Origin of the sequence: Acidaminococcus timonensis, assembly GCF_900106585.1 — a bacterium.
GTDB lineage: Bacteria > Bacillota > Negativicutes > Acidaminococcales > Acidaminococcaceae > Acidaminococcus > Acidaminococcus timonensis.
Map to the genome: position 1 here is coordinate 1,113,448 of NZ_FNWH01000006.1, position 14,409 is coordinate 1,127,856.

The 14,409-nt window shown below is 52.5% G+C and carries 15 protein-coding genes; all 15 read right to left on the reverse strand.

Features of this window, described 5'->3' with window-relative positions; translation table 11 throughout:
- Positions 1-7 precede the first annotated feature (7 nt).
- Complete coding sequence (locus BQ5462_RS09070; protein ID WP_071143003.1) at positions 8-673, reverse strand: hypothetical protein; 666 nt, start codon at positions 671-673, stop codon at positions 8-10.
- The gene (locus BQ5462_RS09075; RefSeq protein ID WP_071143004.1) at positions 673-1,158 is read right to left on the reverse strand and encodes a hypothetical protein; all 486 of its coding nucleotides are present in this window, start codon (positions 1,156-1,158) and stop codon (positions 673-675) included. The genes BQ5462_RS09070 and BQ5462_RS09075 overlap by 1 nt, the downstream gene beginning before the upstream one ends.
- Positions 1,158-4,505, reverse strand: a complete 3,348-nt coding sequence (locus BQ5462_RS09080) for a phage tail protein (RefSeq protein ID WP_071143005.1) — start codon at positions 4,503-4,505, stop codon at positions 1,158-1,160. The genes BQ5462_RS09075 and BQ5462_RS09080 overlap by 1 nt, the downstream gene beginning before the upstream one ends.
- The gene (locus BQ5462_RS09085) at positions 4,492-4,968 is read right to left on the reverse strand and encodes an NlpC/P60 family protein (RefSeq protein ID WP_071143006.1); all 477 of its coding nucleotides are present in this window, start codon (positions 4,966-4,968) and stop codon (positions 4,492-4,494) included. Before BQ5462_RS09085 ends, BQ5462_RS09080 begins: the two co-directional genes overlap by 14 nt.
- Positions 4,965-5,546, reverse strand: coding sequence for a baseplate hub domain-containing protein (locus BQ5462_RS09090; protein ID WP_071143007.1), 582 nt, complete (start codon positions 5,544-5,546; stop codon positions 4,965-4,967). Before BQ5462_RS09090 ends, BQ5462_RS09085 begins: the two co-directional genes overlap by 4 nt.
- Positions 5,543-6,112, reverse strand: a complete 570-nt coding sequence (locus BQ5462_RS09095; RefSeq protein ID WP_071143008.1) for a DUF2460 domain-containing protein — start codon at positions 6,110-6,112, stop codon at positions 5,543-5,545. Before BQ5462_RS09095 ends, BQ5462_RS09090 begins: the two co-directional genes overlap by 4 nt.
- Entirely contained in the window at positions 6,112-8,838 is a 2,727-nt protein-coding gene (locus BQ5462_RS09100; protein WP_071143009.1) for a phage tail tape measure protein, read from the reverse strand. The genes BQ5462_RS09095 and BQ5462_RS09100 overlap by 1 nt, the downstream gene beginning before the upstream one ends.
- A gap of 12 nt (positions 8,839-8,850) precedes the next feature.
- Positions 8,851-9,264, reverse strand: a complete 414-nt coding sequence (locus tag BQ5462_RS09105) for a hypothetical protein (RefSeq protein WP_071143010.1) — start codon at positions 9,262-9,264, stop codon at positions 8,851-8,853.
- Between the two features lie 50 nt (positions 9,265-9,314).
- On the reverse strand, positions 9,315-9,815 hold the full coding sequence (locus BQ5462_RS09110) for a phage tail tube protein (protein WP_071143011.1): 501 nt from the start codon (positions 9,813-9,815) through the stop codon (positions 9,315-9,317).
- Between the two features lie 5 nt (positions 9,816-9,820).
- Positions 9,821-10,282, reverse strand: a complete 462-nt coding sequence (locus BQ5462_RS09115) for a hypothetical protein (protein WP_071143012.1) — start codon at positions 10,280-10,282, stop codon at positions 9,821-9,823.
- Positions 10,279-10,641: a phage head completion protein gene (locus tag BQ5462_RS09120; protein ID WP_071143013.1), complete on the reverse strand. Its 363-nt coding sequence runs from the start codon at positions 10,639-10,641 to the stop codon at positions 10,279-10,281. Before BQ5462_RS09120 ends, BQ5462_RS09115 begins: the two co-directional genes overlap by 4 nt.
- Position 10,642: 1 nt before the next feature.
- The gene (locus BQ5462_RS09125) at positions 10,643-11,773 is read right to left on the reverse strand and encodes a phage major capsid protein (protein ID WP_071143014.1); all 1,131 of its coding nucleotides are present in this window, start codon (positions 11,771-11,773) and stop codon (positions 10,643-10,645) included.
- A 306-nt stretch (positions 11,774-12,079) separates the two neighbouring features.
- Positions 12,080-12,430 carry a hypothetical protein gene (locus BQ5462_RS09130; RefSeq protein WP_071143015.1) on the reverse strand — a complete coding sequence of 117 codons (351 nt, stop codon included), beginning with the start codon at positions 12,428-12,430 and terminating at the stop codon, positions 12,080-12,082.
- Positions 12,417-13,649, reverse strand: a complete 1,233-nt coding sequence (locus BQ5462_RS09135; RefSeq protein ID WP_071143016.1) for a phage portal protein — start codon at positions 13,647-13,649, stop codon at positions 12,417-12,419. Before BQ5462_RS09135 ends, BQ5462_RS09130 begins: the two co-directional genes overlap by 14 nt.
- Positions 13,650-14,408: an ATP-dependent Clp protease proteolytic subunit gene (locus tag BQ5462_RS09140; RefSeq protein WP_071143017.1), complete on the reverse strand. Its 759-nt coding sequence runs from the start codon at positions 14,406-14,408 to the stop codon at positions 13,650-13,652.
- Between the last annotated feature and the right edge of the window lies 1 nt (position 14,409).

Genomic DNA, 14,409 nt, shown 5'->3' on the forward strand with positions numbered 1-14,409 from the left:
TTCCTCCTTAATAACCGGTTACGTCGATAACCATACAGGCAACCTGCCGCGGTAAAATGTTGACGCTATAACCGCCGATGGGGCCTGCAACATAACAAAAAGTTTTTATTTTTGTGTATCCATCTATTGGCAATACTGCTGACACTTCATAAACCAAACTGGCACCGTCTAAATTGTTATCTGGAACTATGGCCCAACACAAAGAAGAAGAACACGTAATAATTGCAAGTTCTTTATCTGTGGGCAATTTAAAGCCGCTTCCACCAAAAAACAAAACCTTTAATCGCTTCCAGTTAGAATCATAGATACATTTACCATTTGCATCAAAAACCTGCAATCCAATTCCCTTGGCGCTGGCGGTCTGCGGCTCATTTTTGAAAGTGTATGTTTTGTACATATTTGATGGACTACATCCAACGGCAACCAGTGTATCGTGTGTAGATAACATATATTCATAGGGGAGCCTCCGTTGTTCACTCATCAGCGTTCCTCGGACGGTGTTCATGCTGTTGCTTAAATATCCCTCATATTTAGTTGCATGGGTTCCGTTATTACTGTTCGTCACATAATCCGGCTCTTTAATTCCAACACTTGTTAAATAAAAATTTTGATAAGTATTATCAAGTACAAGATTATTATTTGTGTTGTAAACCGTTATTCCACTTTGGCTCATTAGTATGCCCCCACAACCAGCTTAACACCAGGAGTAACGGAATGGGCGTTGCCGTTTTCCGCCGAACTGCTCCACGTAATTTTCCCGCTGCTTGTTTTAATCTCACTAGGGACGTATATATTTTGCTGTATGGTGGGCAACACCAATGCCCACCATATTTTTGCATTTTTCAACATATCATTACTATAACTTCCGCCATTTCCAGCAACGTCCAGCGTTGCTATAACCTTTGGTAAGTTTTCCGTGATGTCTAAATCAACACTTCCGTCTGCCCGGAAAACCTGTAGCCCTTGCGCCATTTTTACCGTCCCCTCTCTCTTTTCACCGTCCACGTAATACGTCACGGCAATGTTTTCCGACGTGCTGCCGGTGATTTCAACCGGCTTTCCCGGCGCTTCCGTCGTTGCCGGTTTCTTTTTCCGTTTCCGTACAATTATGGCGGCAACGGCTACGGCAATCGCCGCAATCACATAAATCACATACATCACCACACCCCCATGCGCACCCGCAAAACGTTGTTCGCATCATACACAAGAATCAAGTTATCCCGGATTTCCGTTCTGGCTCCCGTCGTGGACGTTCTCAACGTGCCGATGGTCGCCGTAATCGCTGACAGGGTATCCACGCTCATCTTATCAGCGGTAACTGCACCAGCCTGTATCATGTCTTTAACGACAACATTTTTATCAAACACCGTGTCACCGGTTACGTGCAGCAGCTTCCCGTCAATCTGGACGCCCTCTTTGCTCAAATTAATCTGGGAAATAATTTCCCCAGATTTAACACGTAATGCAATATCATCTTGCATTTGGGCAATTGCGCTATAGGCTTCTTTGGCCTTCGCCGCATCTCCCAAATTCGTTACAACGGATGTAATCTTGTCGCTGTTCTGTGTAATCTGGCTGGACAATTCCTTTTTGTCATCGGCAACGGTCGCTTGGATACTATCGGTGGTCTGCTTGATTTCAGCAACCTTCCCGGAAACTCCTTGCGCTTCCTTCACGGCATCTTGGATGGTCTTGTCTACCTTGTCAAGGCTGATGGCCATATCCTTGATGTTTGTTTCGTCAATAATGATTTTTACCACGGTTCGCGTCGTTGCGGACCGCTCACCGGCCCCGAACATATCATAGTATGCAATGGAAACGTCATAAATTCCAGGTTCGCAGTTATAGCTCATGACCGGGTTTTCGGTCTTTACGGCGTCGCCGTCGTTGATGTATACAAGCATCCCGATTGCGTCCGCCGGAATACCTTGCCCAGCAACGCTGAATCCTGTCATGGTATTTTTAACCGTCGGGGCCTCCGGCTTCCCGGGCGCCGTCTTGTTGTAATCCAGTACCGCCGGGACGCTGTATTTTCCTAATGCGTTTCGGGCAAAAAGATATAACCTTCCAGACCGGGCGTTTAATGCAACGGTTGCCGACGTTCCACCCGTTCGTGCCAGCAGGCCAGCCGTTTCAGCTCCCGGCGCATTGTCCCGGCGGATTTCATAATACATCACGTCCGTGTTCGTTACTTCGTTCCAGGCGGCCGTTGCCGTCTTGCTAAACGCCAGGGTAAATCCGTCCGGCGTGTTAGGCACCATGGTTTTCATCGCCACGGTAATCTTCGTTTTTGGCGCAAGGTCCGGGTCCGTGCTTGCGGACCATTTATCAACCGTAGTTACCGCGATTTCGTAGGTATCCCCTACCACGGCCTGGGGAATTACAACTTCATTTTTCCCCTGTCCGCCAAAAATCCATTTACCGTAGTAACCCAGTTCGCTGGCCGGTACGCCGCTAATTGCCTTTAAATCCTGTATCTGCCCGGCGTTGGTACGATACCACACCTGCCCCGCTGCATAGCTTTCCAGGATAGGCGGGTCCCATTGGACCACTACGTCATAGCGGCTCACACCGTCGGCCAGGTGCCTGTACCGGTTGTAAGCCCGCACGTTTTTTACAGCCGGAATGTAATATTTTTTAATGGTGTACTCATATGCCTTAACGCTGGCCAGGTCTTGCACACCGGCCCCGAAAACGTTAAAGGAAACAAACTTTAAGTATACTTTCTTTCCTATATCCTCGGACAAGAACGGGATCCGGAGCAAACTTGCATCCAGGCGCGCAAACTGTGCCCCGGCGTCATGAGCCGCGGCCGTGGTCGTGTGCTGTCCGCGGATACAGCCGTCAAGCCGCCAGTTCCCGTTGTCCAGCAGCGTGGCGCCCTGGTAACTCAAACACTCGCCGTCAATCCAGCACAGGGTGTTGCCGCGTTCCGCGTCCTGCTGACTGCCGCTTAAAAACGTCCCGTTGCAGGCCACTTCCACGCTGGTATCCGTGGCCTTGATAGCTTTGGCCAGGGTCCCAACCCGGGCGCTGCTGGCAATGGTACCCGCCGCCCGGTAATTTGTCCCGTCGTCAGCAACGTACACCTCACAGCCGCCCCACAGTTCGCCCTTGCCTTTTGCCCCGATCCACACTTCCAGGCCGCTGGTGGTCAGCTCTGCGGGCGGCTGCATAATAAGCGGCGTATCCGTGTCGGGCGCGTCCGCGTTGTAGTCGATATACGGCCGGTCGCCCTCATGCACATCATACGCCGGTTTACTTGCTTTCATCGGTGGTCGGCTGATGGCCGTGAACGTCAGCGTTCCATCCGTGTTTTCCGTTACGCTGTCAATCATAACCGGGGTTTTATCAAGGCCCAGGGCGCTGTCAGTCAACGTCACCAGATCGCCCACTTCCAGGCGGCAAAACGCCCAATCAAGTTTAAACGTGAATTTATTCCGCCCATACAGGGCGTCCCTTGCCAGCTGTTCGGCCACCTTAACGGCCCGCTCCTTCGTATAGAACCAGTGCGCCGTCGTGCTGCTGGCCTGCCGCAAGCCATATTCCGCTATGTCGTCTTTCAGCTCATAGGCCACTGTTTCCGTTTCGTAGCTGTTTTTGCGGCTAATAAATTCTACTGGAAAACGGTTATAAATTTCTGAACTGTCCTTGCGCTGGCACGTTACTAGCGCCCCGTTGCTCTCCAAAAAATCGTCCGCGGTTAAATCGTATTGGATAGTTGTATCCGGTGCCCAGCTGCCCACGGGGCGGTCGGCCTTGCATACAATTTTGAATTTATTATTACTCCAAAACATATACGCGTTGGTCAACGTCATAAGCTCGTTGATGATGTCGTGTGCTGCCTTGGCTTCGGTGGTATCCGTTGGGCTGGAAATCAGTAAATCTGCTTCCCGGCAATACTTGCGGTAATTGTCCAGGCCGATAATTTCAACACTGGACAGACCTACCTTGTTCAGAATATCACGGATAACATCAGCCGGGTTTGCGTCGGTTCCGTCGCCCGTATCGGTCAGCATCCCGCGGACTTCAAAATTATAATCAGGCATGGATCCGCTGTCGCCCAGGTCGATAACGCCCGCCATATAGGCTAGGTTCTCGTAGGTCAGCGCTTTGTCCGGGTGTTTTCCCTTGACGTACGGCCAGGGGGCTTTTTGACTCCCATCATACAAAGTCATACCGATCTGGTCAGAGGGATATTGGTATACGTCTTTGCCCAGCCAGACCTTGCCTATGCTATGGATAGGACCCTCACACAGCCCCAGGATGACGGCAACGGTATACGTGTACGTTATGGACACGGACTTACTTTTACCGCCCTTCCCGGTCCGCTGCGTTTCCCGGTGCTCGTGGGCCGTGAAATCGTCGTAATAAATTACGTTGCCAGCCAGGCGGCTGGTGCCGTATACGACGGGGACCGCGCCGCCGTAACTGGCCGTTGCAACGGTAAAATCTGAAATCTTGTTTGCCCTTGTGGTTACAGTCCGGCCTCTAAACAGCCCCATGCGCTCTCACCTCGTCTCGCTTTTTCGTACTAAATCGATACACGCCCCGGAGGCGGCTGTTGCCGCGTGCGTCCAAAAAATCAACGTCATTTACGGAGGACAGGATAACGCCCTGCTCCACCCTGGCATGACAAACAACGCCGTTGCCCATATAAACGCCGCCGTGACTGACGCAGCGGCCATACTGATACAGCAAAAAATCGCCCCGCTCCATGGTTTCCACCTTGTCGCAATACCGCTCCACGATGGATTTAAACCATTCTTCTCCGTGGCTCAAATGCCACATATTGGAGTAATGCTTCACCTTGATTTCGCCGCGTTTTACCAGTCCGGCGTCCTCCAGGCTGCAAATTAGCAGCATACCGCAATCCACGCCGTGCCCTTTGGCCTTTGCTTCGTTCACATGGGGCGTGCCCAGCCAGGTTAATGCGGCAGCGGCGATCCGGTCGCCTTGGTCACTCATAGCAGCACCTCCTTGCGCGGGATATACGGCGCAATCACGGCGCTGCTGTCCGTGCTGGACGCTGTAACCACGCCGCCGGAACCGGTTGAAAAGCTCCCTTGCGGGTAATATTTCCGGATGGGGAAATTCATGTTTAACCCGCTCGTTTCCGCCTTGATGGACAGTTGTAGCTGCAGCCCGCCCGCGTTCTTGATTTCGATTTTCCCGGCAAATAAATCAACCGTTCCCACCACGGCGCCGTCACGGAAAAAGCAGCGTTTCAGGTGCAGCCGCGCCCGGTCCATGGTCCCGTCCAGCGCGGCCTGCATGATGGGTTTACTCTCGATCATGTCGGTTTTCCCGGCGTAAATGGTGACGCTCAACGTGTCCACGGTCAGGGTAGAATTTAATTTAATCTGCTGCCGTTTAAATAGCAGCTTGCCGTGCTGGTAAACCGTGCCGCCGTTGTTGATGTCAATATCTGCGTCGGTGTAATAGTAGTGATTGCCGTTGGCCAGAATAATGTCGTATAAGTCACAACTCTGTATTTGCTTTTGTGTGTTTAAGTAAGCCGTCAGGCTCGTGTCTACTTGTTTCATCTCACCACATCCATTTTAAAGCTGCTGGAATTGTTAACGTTTTCAAAAACTCTGGTTAACTCTCCCCCATCGTCGGAAAACCGAACCTTAAACCAATACGTATAATCGGCCGTGACAACGGCGCCCGTTGCCTGTGCCGTGGAAAAACTGATGACGCCGCCGGACACACTGTAGCCGCTTGTCTGCTTTTTGCCGTCCACGTAGACGGTCACGTCCTCAATGTAATCCGCCGGTTCCACGTATCCGTCCAGGCTCCAAACCGCTTGGTATTTTCCTGGCACGATTGCAGGCAACGCCCGGCCGGTTTCCCGATTTAACGTATGGTCCAACCATAAAAACGGCTCATAACCGCCCTTGACGCTAGCAATAAATGCCATTAATTTATCGGCCGTATCGTCATCCAGCAGCCCAAACGTTTCCGTAATGGTCCATTGGGGATAAAGCTGGTTGGTCAACGTCCGGATCATTCCGGATCCGGACGTCTGTACCTGTGTGTTCCACTTTTGCTTGAATTTGCTGTTCCAGGTTAAATGTTTAATTTCTTGCGGAAATTTTTTTAAGGCCATTACCACACCCCGCTATCGGCGGCAAAATTACGATTATTATCAAAAAGCGCCTGCTTGATGGCATCCAGGCCGCCGCGCTGTAAAAATGCGCTAAATCCGGACGCGTCAACCGCGGATACATTTAGCGTTACATTGCCGCCGGAAATCGCGGTAACACCGCCGCTGCTGCCCAGGTCGGGGACGCGTCCGGCGTTGATGGCGTCCAGGTTGTCCCGCCCAATGCGGTTTACCGCTTGAGACGTTATGACGTACTCCCCGTTGCTCAACATCGCCGGGATGGAATCGCTTGTTCCGGTGCCGGGACCGGCAACGTATCCGCCGGTCGCAAAACCAAACTTGCCCTTGGTCACACCGCCGAAATCCATACCAAACAGGGTATGACCTGCCCAACGGGCGGCTAGTTTCGGGTCGCCTACAATAGAGTAGATAGCAAACAGGCCCAGCCATTCCGTGGCAATTTTTAACGCGTTCTGAAAAATTGTTTTGACGAAATCACCCAGGGCAGCACTCGCGGATTTCGTCCCCGTTAAAATGCTGCTAAAAGCCTCTCCCATGGATTTGCCAGCCTCTTGCCAATAACTGACCATAGCATCCTTCCAGCTTTTCGTATTTTTAACCTGGTTCGTTTCGGCTTCCCCGGCGTCAACTAATTTTTGTTTATAGCTGTCGACAAATTCCTGCAATGTCTCATTTTTCGTGGCCAGTTCTTCTTTGATGGCTTCTGGACTCATACCCAGGACCTTTGCCAGGCCATTAATGCCCGCTTCCTGGTCCTCGCCCGCCGTAGCCATAGCCTGGTCGATTTCAGCCATTGCATCCGTCACGGTTGTTTTTATAGCGTCGATGTATGCCTTAACACTGTTCGGGTCAGCCCCAAACGTGGCCATCAATTCCTTGCTGTTGGCCTGCTGCTGTTTATAGCGTTCGGCGTATTGCAGTGCTTCGATTTGTGCCATGTAAAGCTCTTTGGCGTTTCGTTCTTGCTCACTAATACGGTCAGCAACAGCCTGTCTGGTTTCGTCATTTTCGATTCCTTCGGCCAGCTTGATTTCCTTTTCGTAACTGTCGATAAGGTCATCATACTGTTTTTTATATTCCGCCAGCTTAACTGCTCGATCGGCATCCGCCTTAGCCTCACCGGTCAGCATTGTTGCCCGGACCTTCATTTCTTCGATGGCTGCTTTTTCGTTTGCCTGTCTAATAGCGATCCAGTCGGAGTATTTTTTTATAAGCGCTTCAATTTGACGCTGTTCTTCGGTAAGTTTTTCTTTCTTTTCTTTGGGTTCCTTTGTATCTTTTTCTTCTTTTGGTGCCCGGACGGCGGTGTGGAAGTGGTTGTCGTCCTCGTTGTATTCCTTCGGTACGCCTTTTCTAGGTCCAACCAGTTCATCCCACGCGGTCCCGACGTATTCCTGGACAGCTCCGCCCAACGTGGACACGATAGATTTTACTTTGTCCCAAATAGCTTGCAGCGGTCGGAGAATTGGTGCCAGATACCCAGCAATGGCGCTCCCGATACTCCTGGCGGCATCATTGAGCTTGTAGAAAATCACGATCACGGCCTTAATGGCTGTTCTGACGACTTCCAACCCGTCGTCGATTACGTCCAGCGCCCATTGCCCAATGCTGGCAAATTCGCTAAATGCACTGGTGCCGTCGCTCCACACAAGGTCCAATAAATCTTGGGTAAAGTCAATCAGGGTTTGCACGATACCGGACTTGTCAAACGCTTCAAAGATGGCGCCGCCAATGCTTGCGCAGATGGTCGTCATGTTGCCCTCGACGTCGCCCCATTCGTCAATGATGTTCTGTTTAGATTCAGCCATTGAGCCGTCGAACGTGTGCATGTAGTCGGTTAAGCTGGCCACGGCGTCCTGGGCGTTCAGTGTTCCGTCATCCATGGCGTCCATGGCTTCTTCGGCGGTCATGCCTACGGACTCGAAAGCCTTGTCCATGTCCAGGCCGGATTGCTGTAACTCCTTCATCTGCCTACTGGATACTTGCCCCGTTGCCTGGATTCTTGCCAGAGTCCGGATCAGTGTTTCGGCGCCTGCCTGGCCTTTGCCCAAACCGGCGGCCGTGTCGGCGCACAGCTTAATCATGCGGGCGGCGTTGTTTGCGCTATAGCCCAGGTTAACCAGGTCCATGCCCCATTGCTTAACGGCGCTCAGGTCGTAGTTGGTATCACGCCCCACCGTGTTAAACAGCACCAGGGACTGTGCCGCGTCGTCGGCTGCCGGTTTCCAGGCAGCAAATACGGCCGCGGACTTTTCAGCAGCCGCCCCCATGGCGGCAACGTCCTGGACAAACTGCGCAAGGGCACCGGCTACTTTGGTGGCCAGAGTCCCGGCAAACATCCCGGCGGCAACGTCCAGGGACGTAAACGCCGCGGTATTAATGCCCAGTTTCCCGGCTACGTTGTTTAAAACGGTTTCCAGGGCGCTGTGTTTTTCCTCTACGTTGCCCAGATGGTGTACCGTCTCCTTGATCGCTTTGTTGTATTCCGCATTGACCTGCTTCTGGGCGGTTAATTTCTCCCGCAAGTCCTGCATCGCTTTGGCCTGTTCGGCGGTGGCGTTGGTGCCGGACTGCGTGGCCTTTTCCAGGTCCCGCAGCTCCTTTTGCATCGCGGCGGCGGCCTGGGCACCTTCTGCCAGGGCGCTGTTCAACCGCTTTAACCCTTCGTCATTGGTAAAGGTTTCAAGATTAATTTTTGCGTCGGCCATTCATTCCACCTCCTACAGGTCAATGTGTTCTTTCAGGTAATTTAAAAGATAATCCGTAAAATATTGTTCAATCGCTTGCGCGTTTTTTTCGAAATAAGTCCCGTGTGGTGCATATTCAGGGCCTTTCATGCCTTGCCGCGGTCCTCTCTTGCGGATTGCGCGTCCATAGGCCCCGGTATTGTACCAACGGGCAAAATAATTTGCGTAAACCGTTGCGTTAACAACGCCTACGTTTTCCACTGTAAATTTTCCTTTTTGTATATATTTGGCGATTTCCATCCCGCCGAACCCTGTCTGTGGATGGGTACGCCGGATATAGTCGCATGTCGCGTTTTGTGCTTCCCGGGCGGCTTTCACAACGTCCGCGGTAAACCCTGCGTCTGTATATTTCTGGACTTTTGCCTGCAGCTCTGCAATGGTTTCCACGCGATCACCTCATAATAATAAATAAGGGCCGCGGCGGCGGCCCTGTTCAGTTATTCACCGGTGGTAAACCCGGTTTTCGTTTCCGGCTTCCCGGTGCCGGTTGCCTTCATGCTGTATTCTACCAGGTCCTCCGCTGCACTGGTTTCTTCAAAACTCGTGACGACGGCGGTAAACTGCATATATTCCTTGCTGTCAACGTCTACATAGGCAAATTGCAGCGCGTTTTTATCGGTGCACTTGTCGTCATAAACGAAAGATTTCAGGACGTTCTGGCCAACATCGTTCGCGATTGCCACCAGCTTAGAAGAGATTTCAAAACTCTTGCCGGTCGGGGCCGCGATGGACCAGCCGCCGCTGTCTTTGGTGGTCTTGCTTTGGGTGTTAACGGTCGGACTCATGGTAAAATCTTCGGCCCCGCCAATAAGAGTCCATTTCGGGGATTCTGCGGTGGCACCGTTCCCATAGTTTACGTACAACAGGCGCTTTTTACCGGAAATACCGGTGGCGCCGTCAAATTGCGGCAAGTTTTCCGCAGTAATAGTCACGCTCATTTAAATTAGTCCTCCTTTAGCTGTCCTACACGGATTTTCAGGTTTATGCTTCCGTTTTGCCATTCCCCGGCGTCTCCTACAATCGGTAAACTGATGGATACGGCGCCGATAGTCAGGTCCACCAGGGTAAAACCGTCGTCGTTTAAGCTCTTGTTTAACGCCGCTCGCCCTTCTGGGCTTGCCAGGCGGCAAAATGTGGCTTCCAGCTTTTCGGCAACGTCTTTCCGTCCGCGGTAGTTGCTGTAAATTTGCAGGTTAATGGTCATGGTCCACACGGGGCCTGTTTTTGTGTCCCGCGCGTCCATGTCGGCCGCGCCCAGGATGCCGTAGGCAAACTCGGCCTGGCTCCGAAAATAATCTTCAATTTCCGAAATCGGTACCGCGCTGTCGAACCACTCCAGCCCTTGCCCGTTTAACGTGGCATATAATGCTTTACTGATAGCGGTAAATGGCAATTTGTACGTCATAGTTTACCGCCTCCCGTGATGGCCGTTGCTGTAATCTGAACATAAGCCGGGCGGCTTTCGTCAATCAGCAAAACGTCGTTGATTTTATACGCCTTTCCGCCCCATTCCAGGCGCCACGTGCTGTCCAGGTCCGGGCACGTTTTCCTGGTGTCCCGCACCAGGAAATAACGGGTGTCAACGGTCACATAGTCGCCAATAATCTGCTGTTTGCTTTGGCTTTTGACGGTCACAAGTGCCCGTAGCTTTAAAAAATCCGTATAGGTTATTGCACTGACGCCGCCCAGGGCGTCCCGTTTAGGGGCGCTGGGCTTCATCAGCTTCACAGTTTCCGTAAATCGTCCCGGGTTGCGCCGGAACATCTTATGCCCCGGTCTTGGTCAGGACGGTAAAGCATTTACCGTAGGTGTTCAGGTCGGTAAATCTAGCCACCGCGCGAACTACGGTACTGTTCGTTCTGAACCCGGCTTCCGTGCTGGCCTGTACTTCCAGAGCGGGGTACGCGATATGGTACAGTGCCCGATAGTCACCAATCACGGCCGTATTATCAGCCAGGGCGGCACCTTCCACCACGTGAATAGGACGGCTTTCAATCTGCCGCACGGTTTCGTTGTTGGCGTCACGTGCCAGCAGGTAACGGTCCTGGGTGTCTTTTGCCAGTGCCATAGCTGCGAACGTATTCTGGTTGACAACAACGGACGCGTTGGCGCCTGCATCCAATGGGCAGGTAATGATGGCCTTCTTAATTGCGTCGATGGCAGCGACGGTCCCGAAATCGGCAACGGTGTTCTTCTTGACGTCGGTCGGGGCAACGGCTTTAGCCAGGATGTCCTTGTTTACGTCATTGATATAGATACGGTTAAACAGGGTAGCGATCAGGGCCACAATGTCCGTTGCACTATCACGAATTAGTTCGTTAGATACGGGAATCAGCGCTCCCTTGCTAGCCAGGGTAAATGCCAGTTGGGTAAATGCTGCCTTGCCTTCTTTAATGCTGTTGTTTTCGTCAAACGCTTCCAGAGTCACGCCTGCCTGGTTCGCATAATCAATGACGGGGATTTTACCGGAACGGGTGCCCACGGTTACGCCGGTCACGATGGATCTCAGGTCTACACCCTGCCGGTCATTTTCGACGATGGGCAGCAGAATTTCCGGAATCAGGAAACCGCCGTCAGCAGATACGGCACCATTCTGGCCGGTAGCAGCTGCCTGGAACGCTGCTTTCATGGTGGCGTCCAGCTGGTTCATTTTTTCGCGATCGCCCCGCAGGAAATCTTTCAGGGCGGCGTTAATCATTCCTCTAGTTACTTTTTCCATATTCGTTTTCTTTCCTTTCTCCGCGGTTTCCGCGGCAACGGCGTTTTTATATTCGTCCAGGGCGGCCTGCAGGCGCTGCTGTTCCTCAGCGCTCACCGGCTCCTGGTTTTCAACCTTCTTTTTCAGGCTGGCCTGGATGGCGGCCAGCTCCCTTTTTAATTCCAGGGAGTGCAACATTGAAAAATTTCCTCCATTTCTCAGCCAGGGCGGGGTCCATCTTCCCCGGCGCTTTGTTTTTCCGCCGGTAGGCGGTCAGTTGCTCATAGGTGGGAGCATGTTTCCCTAACATTGACTGATACACGGGCAGGGATACGCGCCTGATAAGTATATCTTCTTCCCGATCTACCCTCCGCATGTATCCTTCAAATAGGGCGTCTAGCTCCCCAACCGTCAGCCGTTCAAATTCCCACGGCTTTAGGTTCAGTTCTCCATAAGCGATTTTTTCCAGTTCCGTTACCAAATCGGTAACGGAATCATAGGATTTTATTTTTTGGTCCCCTGGGGCAGGTTTTTTGGCACTTTGCCAAACGTGCCGGACTTCATCAGCGCGGGCACCAGTACCTTCATATACAAATCCTGTGCGCTCATTTCAGCCAGGGCGGCGCCCCAGATTTCGTCAAACGTTTCTGCCGGTGTGTTTTCCGGCATCCCGCCGCCGATAAGCCCCCATTTTAGCATGATGTAAAAATTCGTCAGGCTGGCCGTTGCCACGGCTTTAAAAAGGCTGTTTCCCGGCAGTTCCTGTTCTGCCCCCATGACGGCTTTCAGCGGAAAACATACGCTGTATTCCTTTTCACCAGCTTTAAATTTTACGGTCTTGTCAATTGTTGCCATTTTCTCCTCCTTCGTTTCCTTGTTCGTCGCCCGGGCTGTCACCCAGGGCACCGGTGCCGCCCCGCTGTGTCAGCATATCAGCCTCCGGCGTATCCAGGCGCGGGTATTTCAAACTGGCCCTGGCTTCGTTAGGCGTCAGGATACCGGCGCCGGTGTAGCTGCACAGCACGGACGCCTTGCTTTGAGCATCCAGGGTATCAAACACATCATTCACGGTTCCGAAACGTAACCCGGCTTCCCGTTGCCGTTCGGACAGCAGCTTAACAGACAGCTCCGCGGCGTATTGTTCCAGAATCGGGGCGATGGTCTGACTAAAAAACTGCATCATCTGGGACGCGGAAAACGTTGCCGCGCCGGTCCCGCCCATCCGGTTCAGCATGGCCAACGGGATACCAAACAGGGCGGAAATGTCTTCCGCTTTGGATTCTTTAACGATCTGGTAGTAACTTCCCACGTCGTTTGTGATGTTGCTTGCTTCCATGCCAGCAGGCAACGGCAGAATCGTGGCGTTGCTGTTGGACAGTAGCTCCTTGATCTGTGCTTGCAGCTCTTTCTGCTTTGTCTTGCTCAGGTCGGACGTGTACGTTAAAACGATGGTTCCAGAAAAACCGTTAGAAATGGTGCTCCGGATAGCGCCTTCCGCTTCCGCGTTGGCTTGCAGGGTGTCGCGCAATACGACGCCCGCCGGGCGGCCCAGAATCCCGTTGGTGGAAAACGCCCGGAAATGCAAGATTTCCTCCGGTAGGATGGTGTACGTTGCACCGTTCCGCGGGTCCGTGTACCGGTAAACCAGCTTACGCTGTCCGTCCAGGACATTGACATCATCCCACACTACCTGCATACTTCCGGCGTCCAGGGGCACCAGGGCGGCCAGGGCCGTTGTACGGTCGCAGTTGATGTACGCGAACGCGTTTCCGTATAAAAGCCGCTGTTTTTCCATGTATTCCCAAAACGTATACGCATTAATCCCCGGATACGGCTGGTAATTCATTACATTGGCACTTCCCGGCACGGCAGCAGGTTCCGCCGTAGAATCCGGGCGGTAAACCGTCCACCGGAATTGTGCCAGGTTTTGAGCCAGGATTTTTACACACGTGGCAAAAATCACATCGGAGTTCGGACTGATGTTAAACGCGCGGCCGTATCCTACCGGGGCCAGGTTCCGGTACTGTTTCGCCGGGGGATAACCACGAATGTAAGCCTTGATTTTTTCAAACATTTACGCCTCCAGTTCCCGGTCAACGCTGGCAAATAAAGCAACTAGGGCGGGTGGGACAACGTACGCCTGCGGCTTTTTATCATCCTCGCTGGTATCCGGATCCGGCTTCTTTTCGTCGTCCTCGTTATCATTCTGTTCAGGGTTTTCCGGCTCTCCTTCGTCAGGTTCCGCGGGTTCATCGTCGCCGCCCCCTTCCGGTTCATCGTCTGCTTTTGCTCTAGATTTAATTACCAGGTCATACAGGCTCCCGACGGCGGCCAGGGAACCATCGGGGCGTTCCACTTTCTTGACTACCACATTATCAAAGTATTCCGCGGCTTCATCAGCAGTCATCCAAAAATCCCCGGCGTCCATGGCCGCGCTTACCTTGTCAATGTCCCGGCAATGGGCAGCCAGGATGTTCCGCTGGATGGCGTCAATCCGCTTCATGGCTTCCACGGCGTTCTGCAATTCCTCTTTGTTCCCGTCGGCAACGGTCCAGCAATTATGCAGCATCACGACGCTGTTTTCATCTACTACCACCTCGTCACATGCCAGGGCGATGATGGCGGCAATGCTTGCAGCCATAACATGTACGTTCGCCGTTGCCTTGTGTTCGCTATTTTGGATAGCGTTTACAATGGTCAGCCCGGCGAATACGTCGCCGCCCGGGCTGTTGATGTCCAGGCTGTAATCTTCCGCGGTCCCCTGGATACTAGCGACAAGGTCATCGGTTTCCATGCAATCATAAACAGGTCCGATTAAAGCAATATTTTCCATT

Excerpts from the sequence above, each read along its gene's own strand:
- BQ5462_RS09070 (WP_071143003.1), bottom strand. The coding sequence starts at position 673 with ATGAGCCAAAGTGGAATAACGGTTTACAACACAAATAATAATCTTGTA.
- BQ5462_RS09075 (WP_071143004.1), bottom strand. The coding sequence starts at position 1,158 with ATGTATGTGATTTATGTGATTGCGGCGATTGCCGTAGCCGTTGCCGCC.
- BQ5462_RS09080 (WP_071143005.1), bottom strand. The coding sequence starts at position 4,505 with ATGGGGCTGTTTAGAGGCCGGACTGTAACCACAAGGGCAAACAAGATT.
- BQ5462_RS09085 (WP_071143006.1), bottom strand. The coding sequence starts at position 4,968 with ATGAGTGACCAAGGCGACCGGATCGCCGCTGCCGCATTAACCTGGCTG.
- BQ5462_RS09090 (WP_071143007.1), bottom strand. The coding sequence starts at position 5,546 with ATGAAACAAGTAGACACGAGCCTGACGGCTTACTTAAACACACAAAAG.
- BQ5462_RS09095 (WP_071143008.1), bottom strand. The coding sequence starts at position 6,112 with ATGGCCTTAAAAAAATTTCCGCAAGAAATTAAACATTTAACCTGGAAC.
- BQ5462_RS09100 (WP_071143009.1), bottom strand. The coding sequence starts at position 8,838 with ATGGCCGACGCAAAAATTAATCTTGAAACCTTTACCAATGACGAAGGG.
- BQ5462_RS09110 (WP_071143011.1), bottom strand. The coding sequence starts at position 9,815 with ATGAGCGTGACTATTACTGCGGAAAACTTGCCGCAATTTGACGGCGCC.
- BQ5462_RS09115 (WP_071143012.1), bottom strand. The coding sequence starts at position 10,282 with ATGACGTACAAATTGCCATTTACCGCTATCAGTAAAGCATTATATGCC.
- BQ5462_RS09120 (WP_071143013.1), bottom strand. The coding sequence starts at position 10,641 with ATGTTCCGGCGCAACCCGGGACGATTTACGGAAACTGTGAAGCTGATG.
- BQ5462_RS09125 (WP_071143014.1), bottom strand. The coding sequence starts at position 11,773 with ATGTTGCACTCCCTGGAATTAAAAAGGGAGCTGGCCGCCATCCAGGCC.
- BQ5462_RS09130 (WP_071143015.1), bottom strand. The coding sequence starts at position 12,430 with ATGGCAACAATTGACAAGACCGTAAAATTTAAAGCTGGTGAAAAGGAA.
- BQ5462_RS09135 (WP_071143016.1), bottom strand. The coding sequence starts at position 13,649 with ATGTTTGAAAAAATCAAGGCTTACATTCGTGGTTATCCCCCGGCGAAA.
- BQ5462_RS09140 (WP_071143017.1), bottom strand. The coding sequence starts at position 14,408 with ATGGAAAATATTGCTTTAATCGGACCTGTTTATGATTGCATGGAAACC.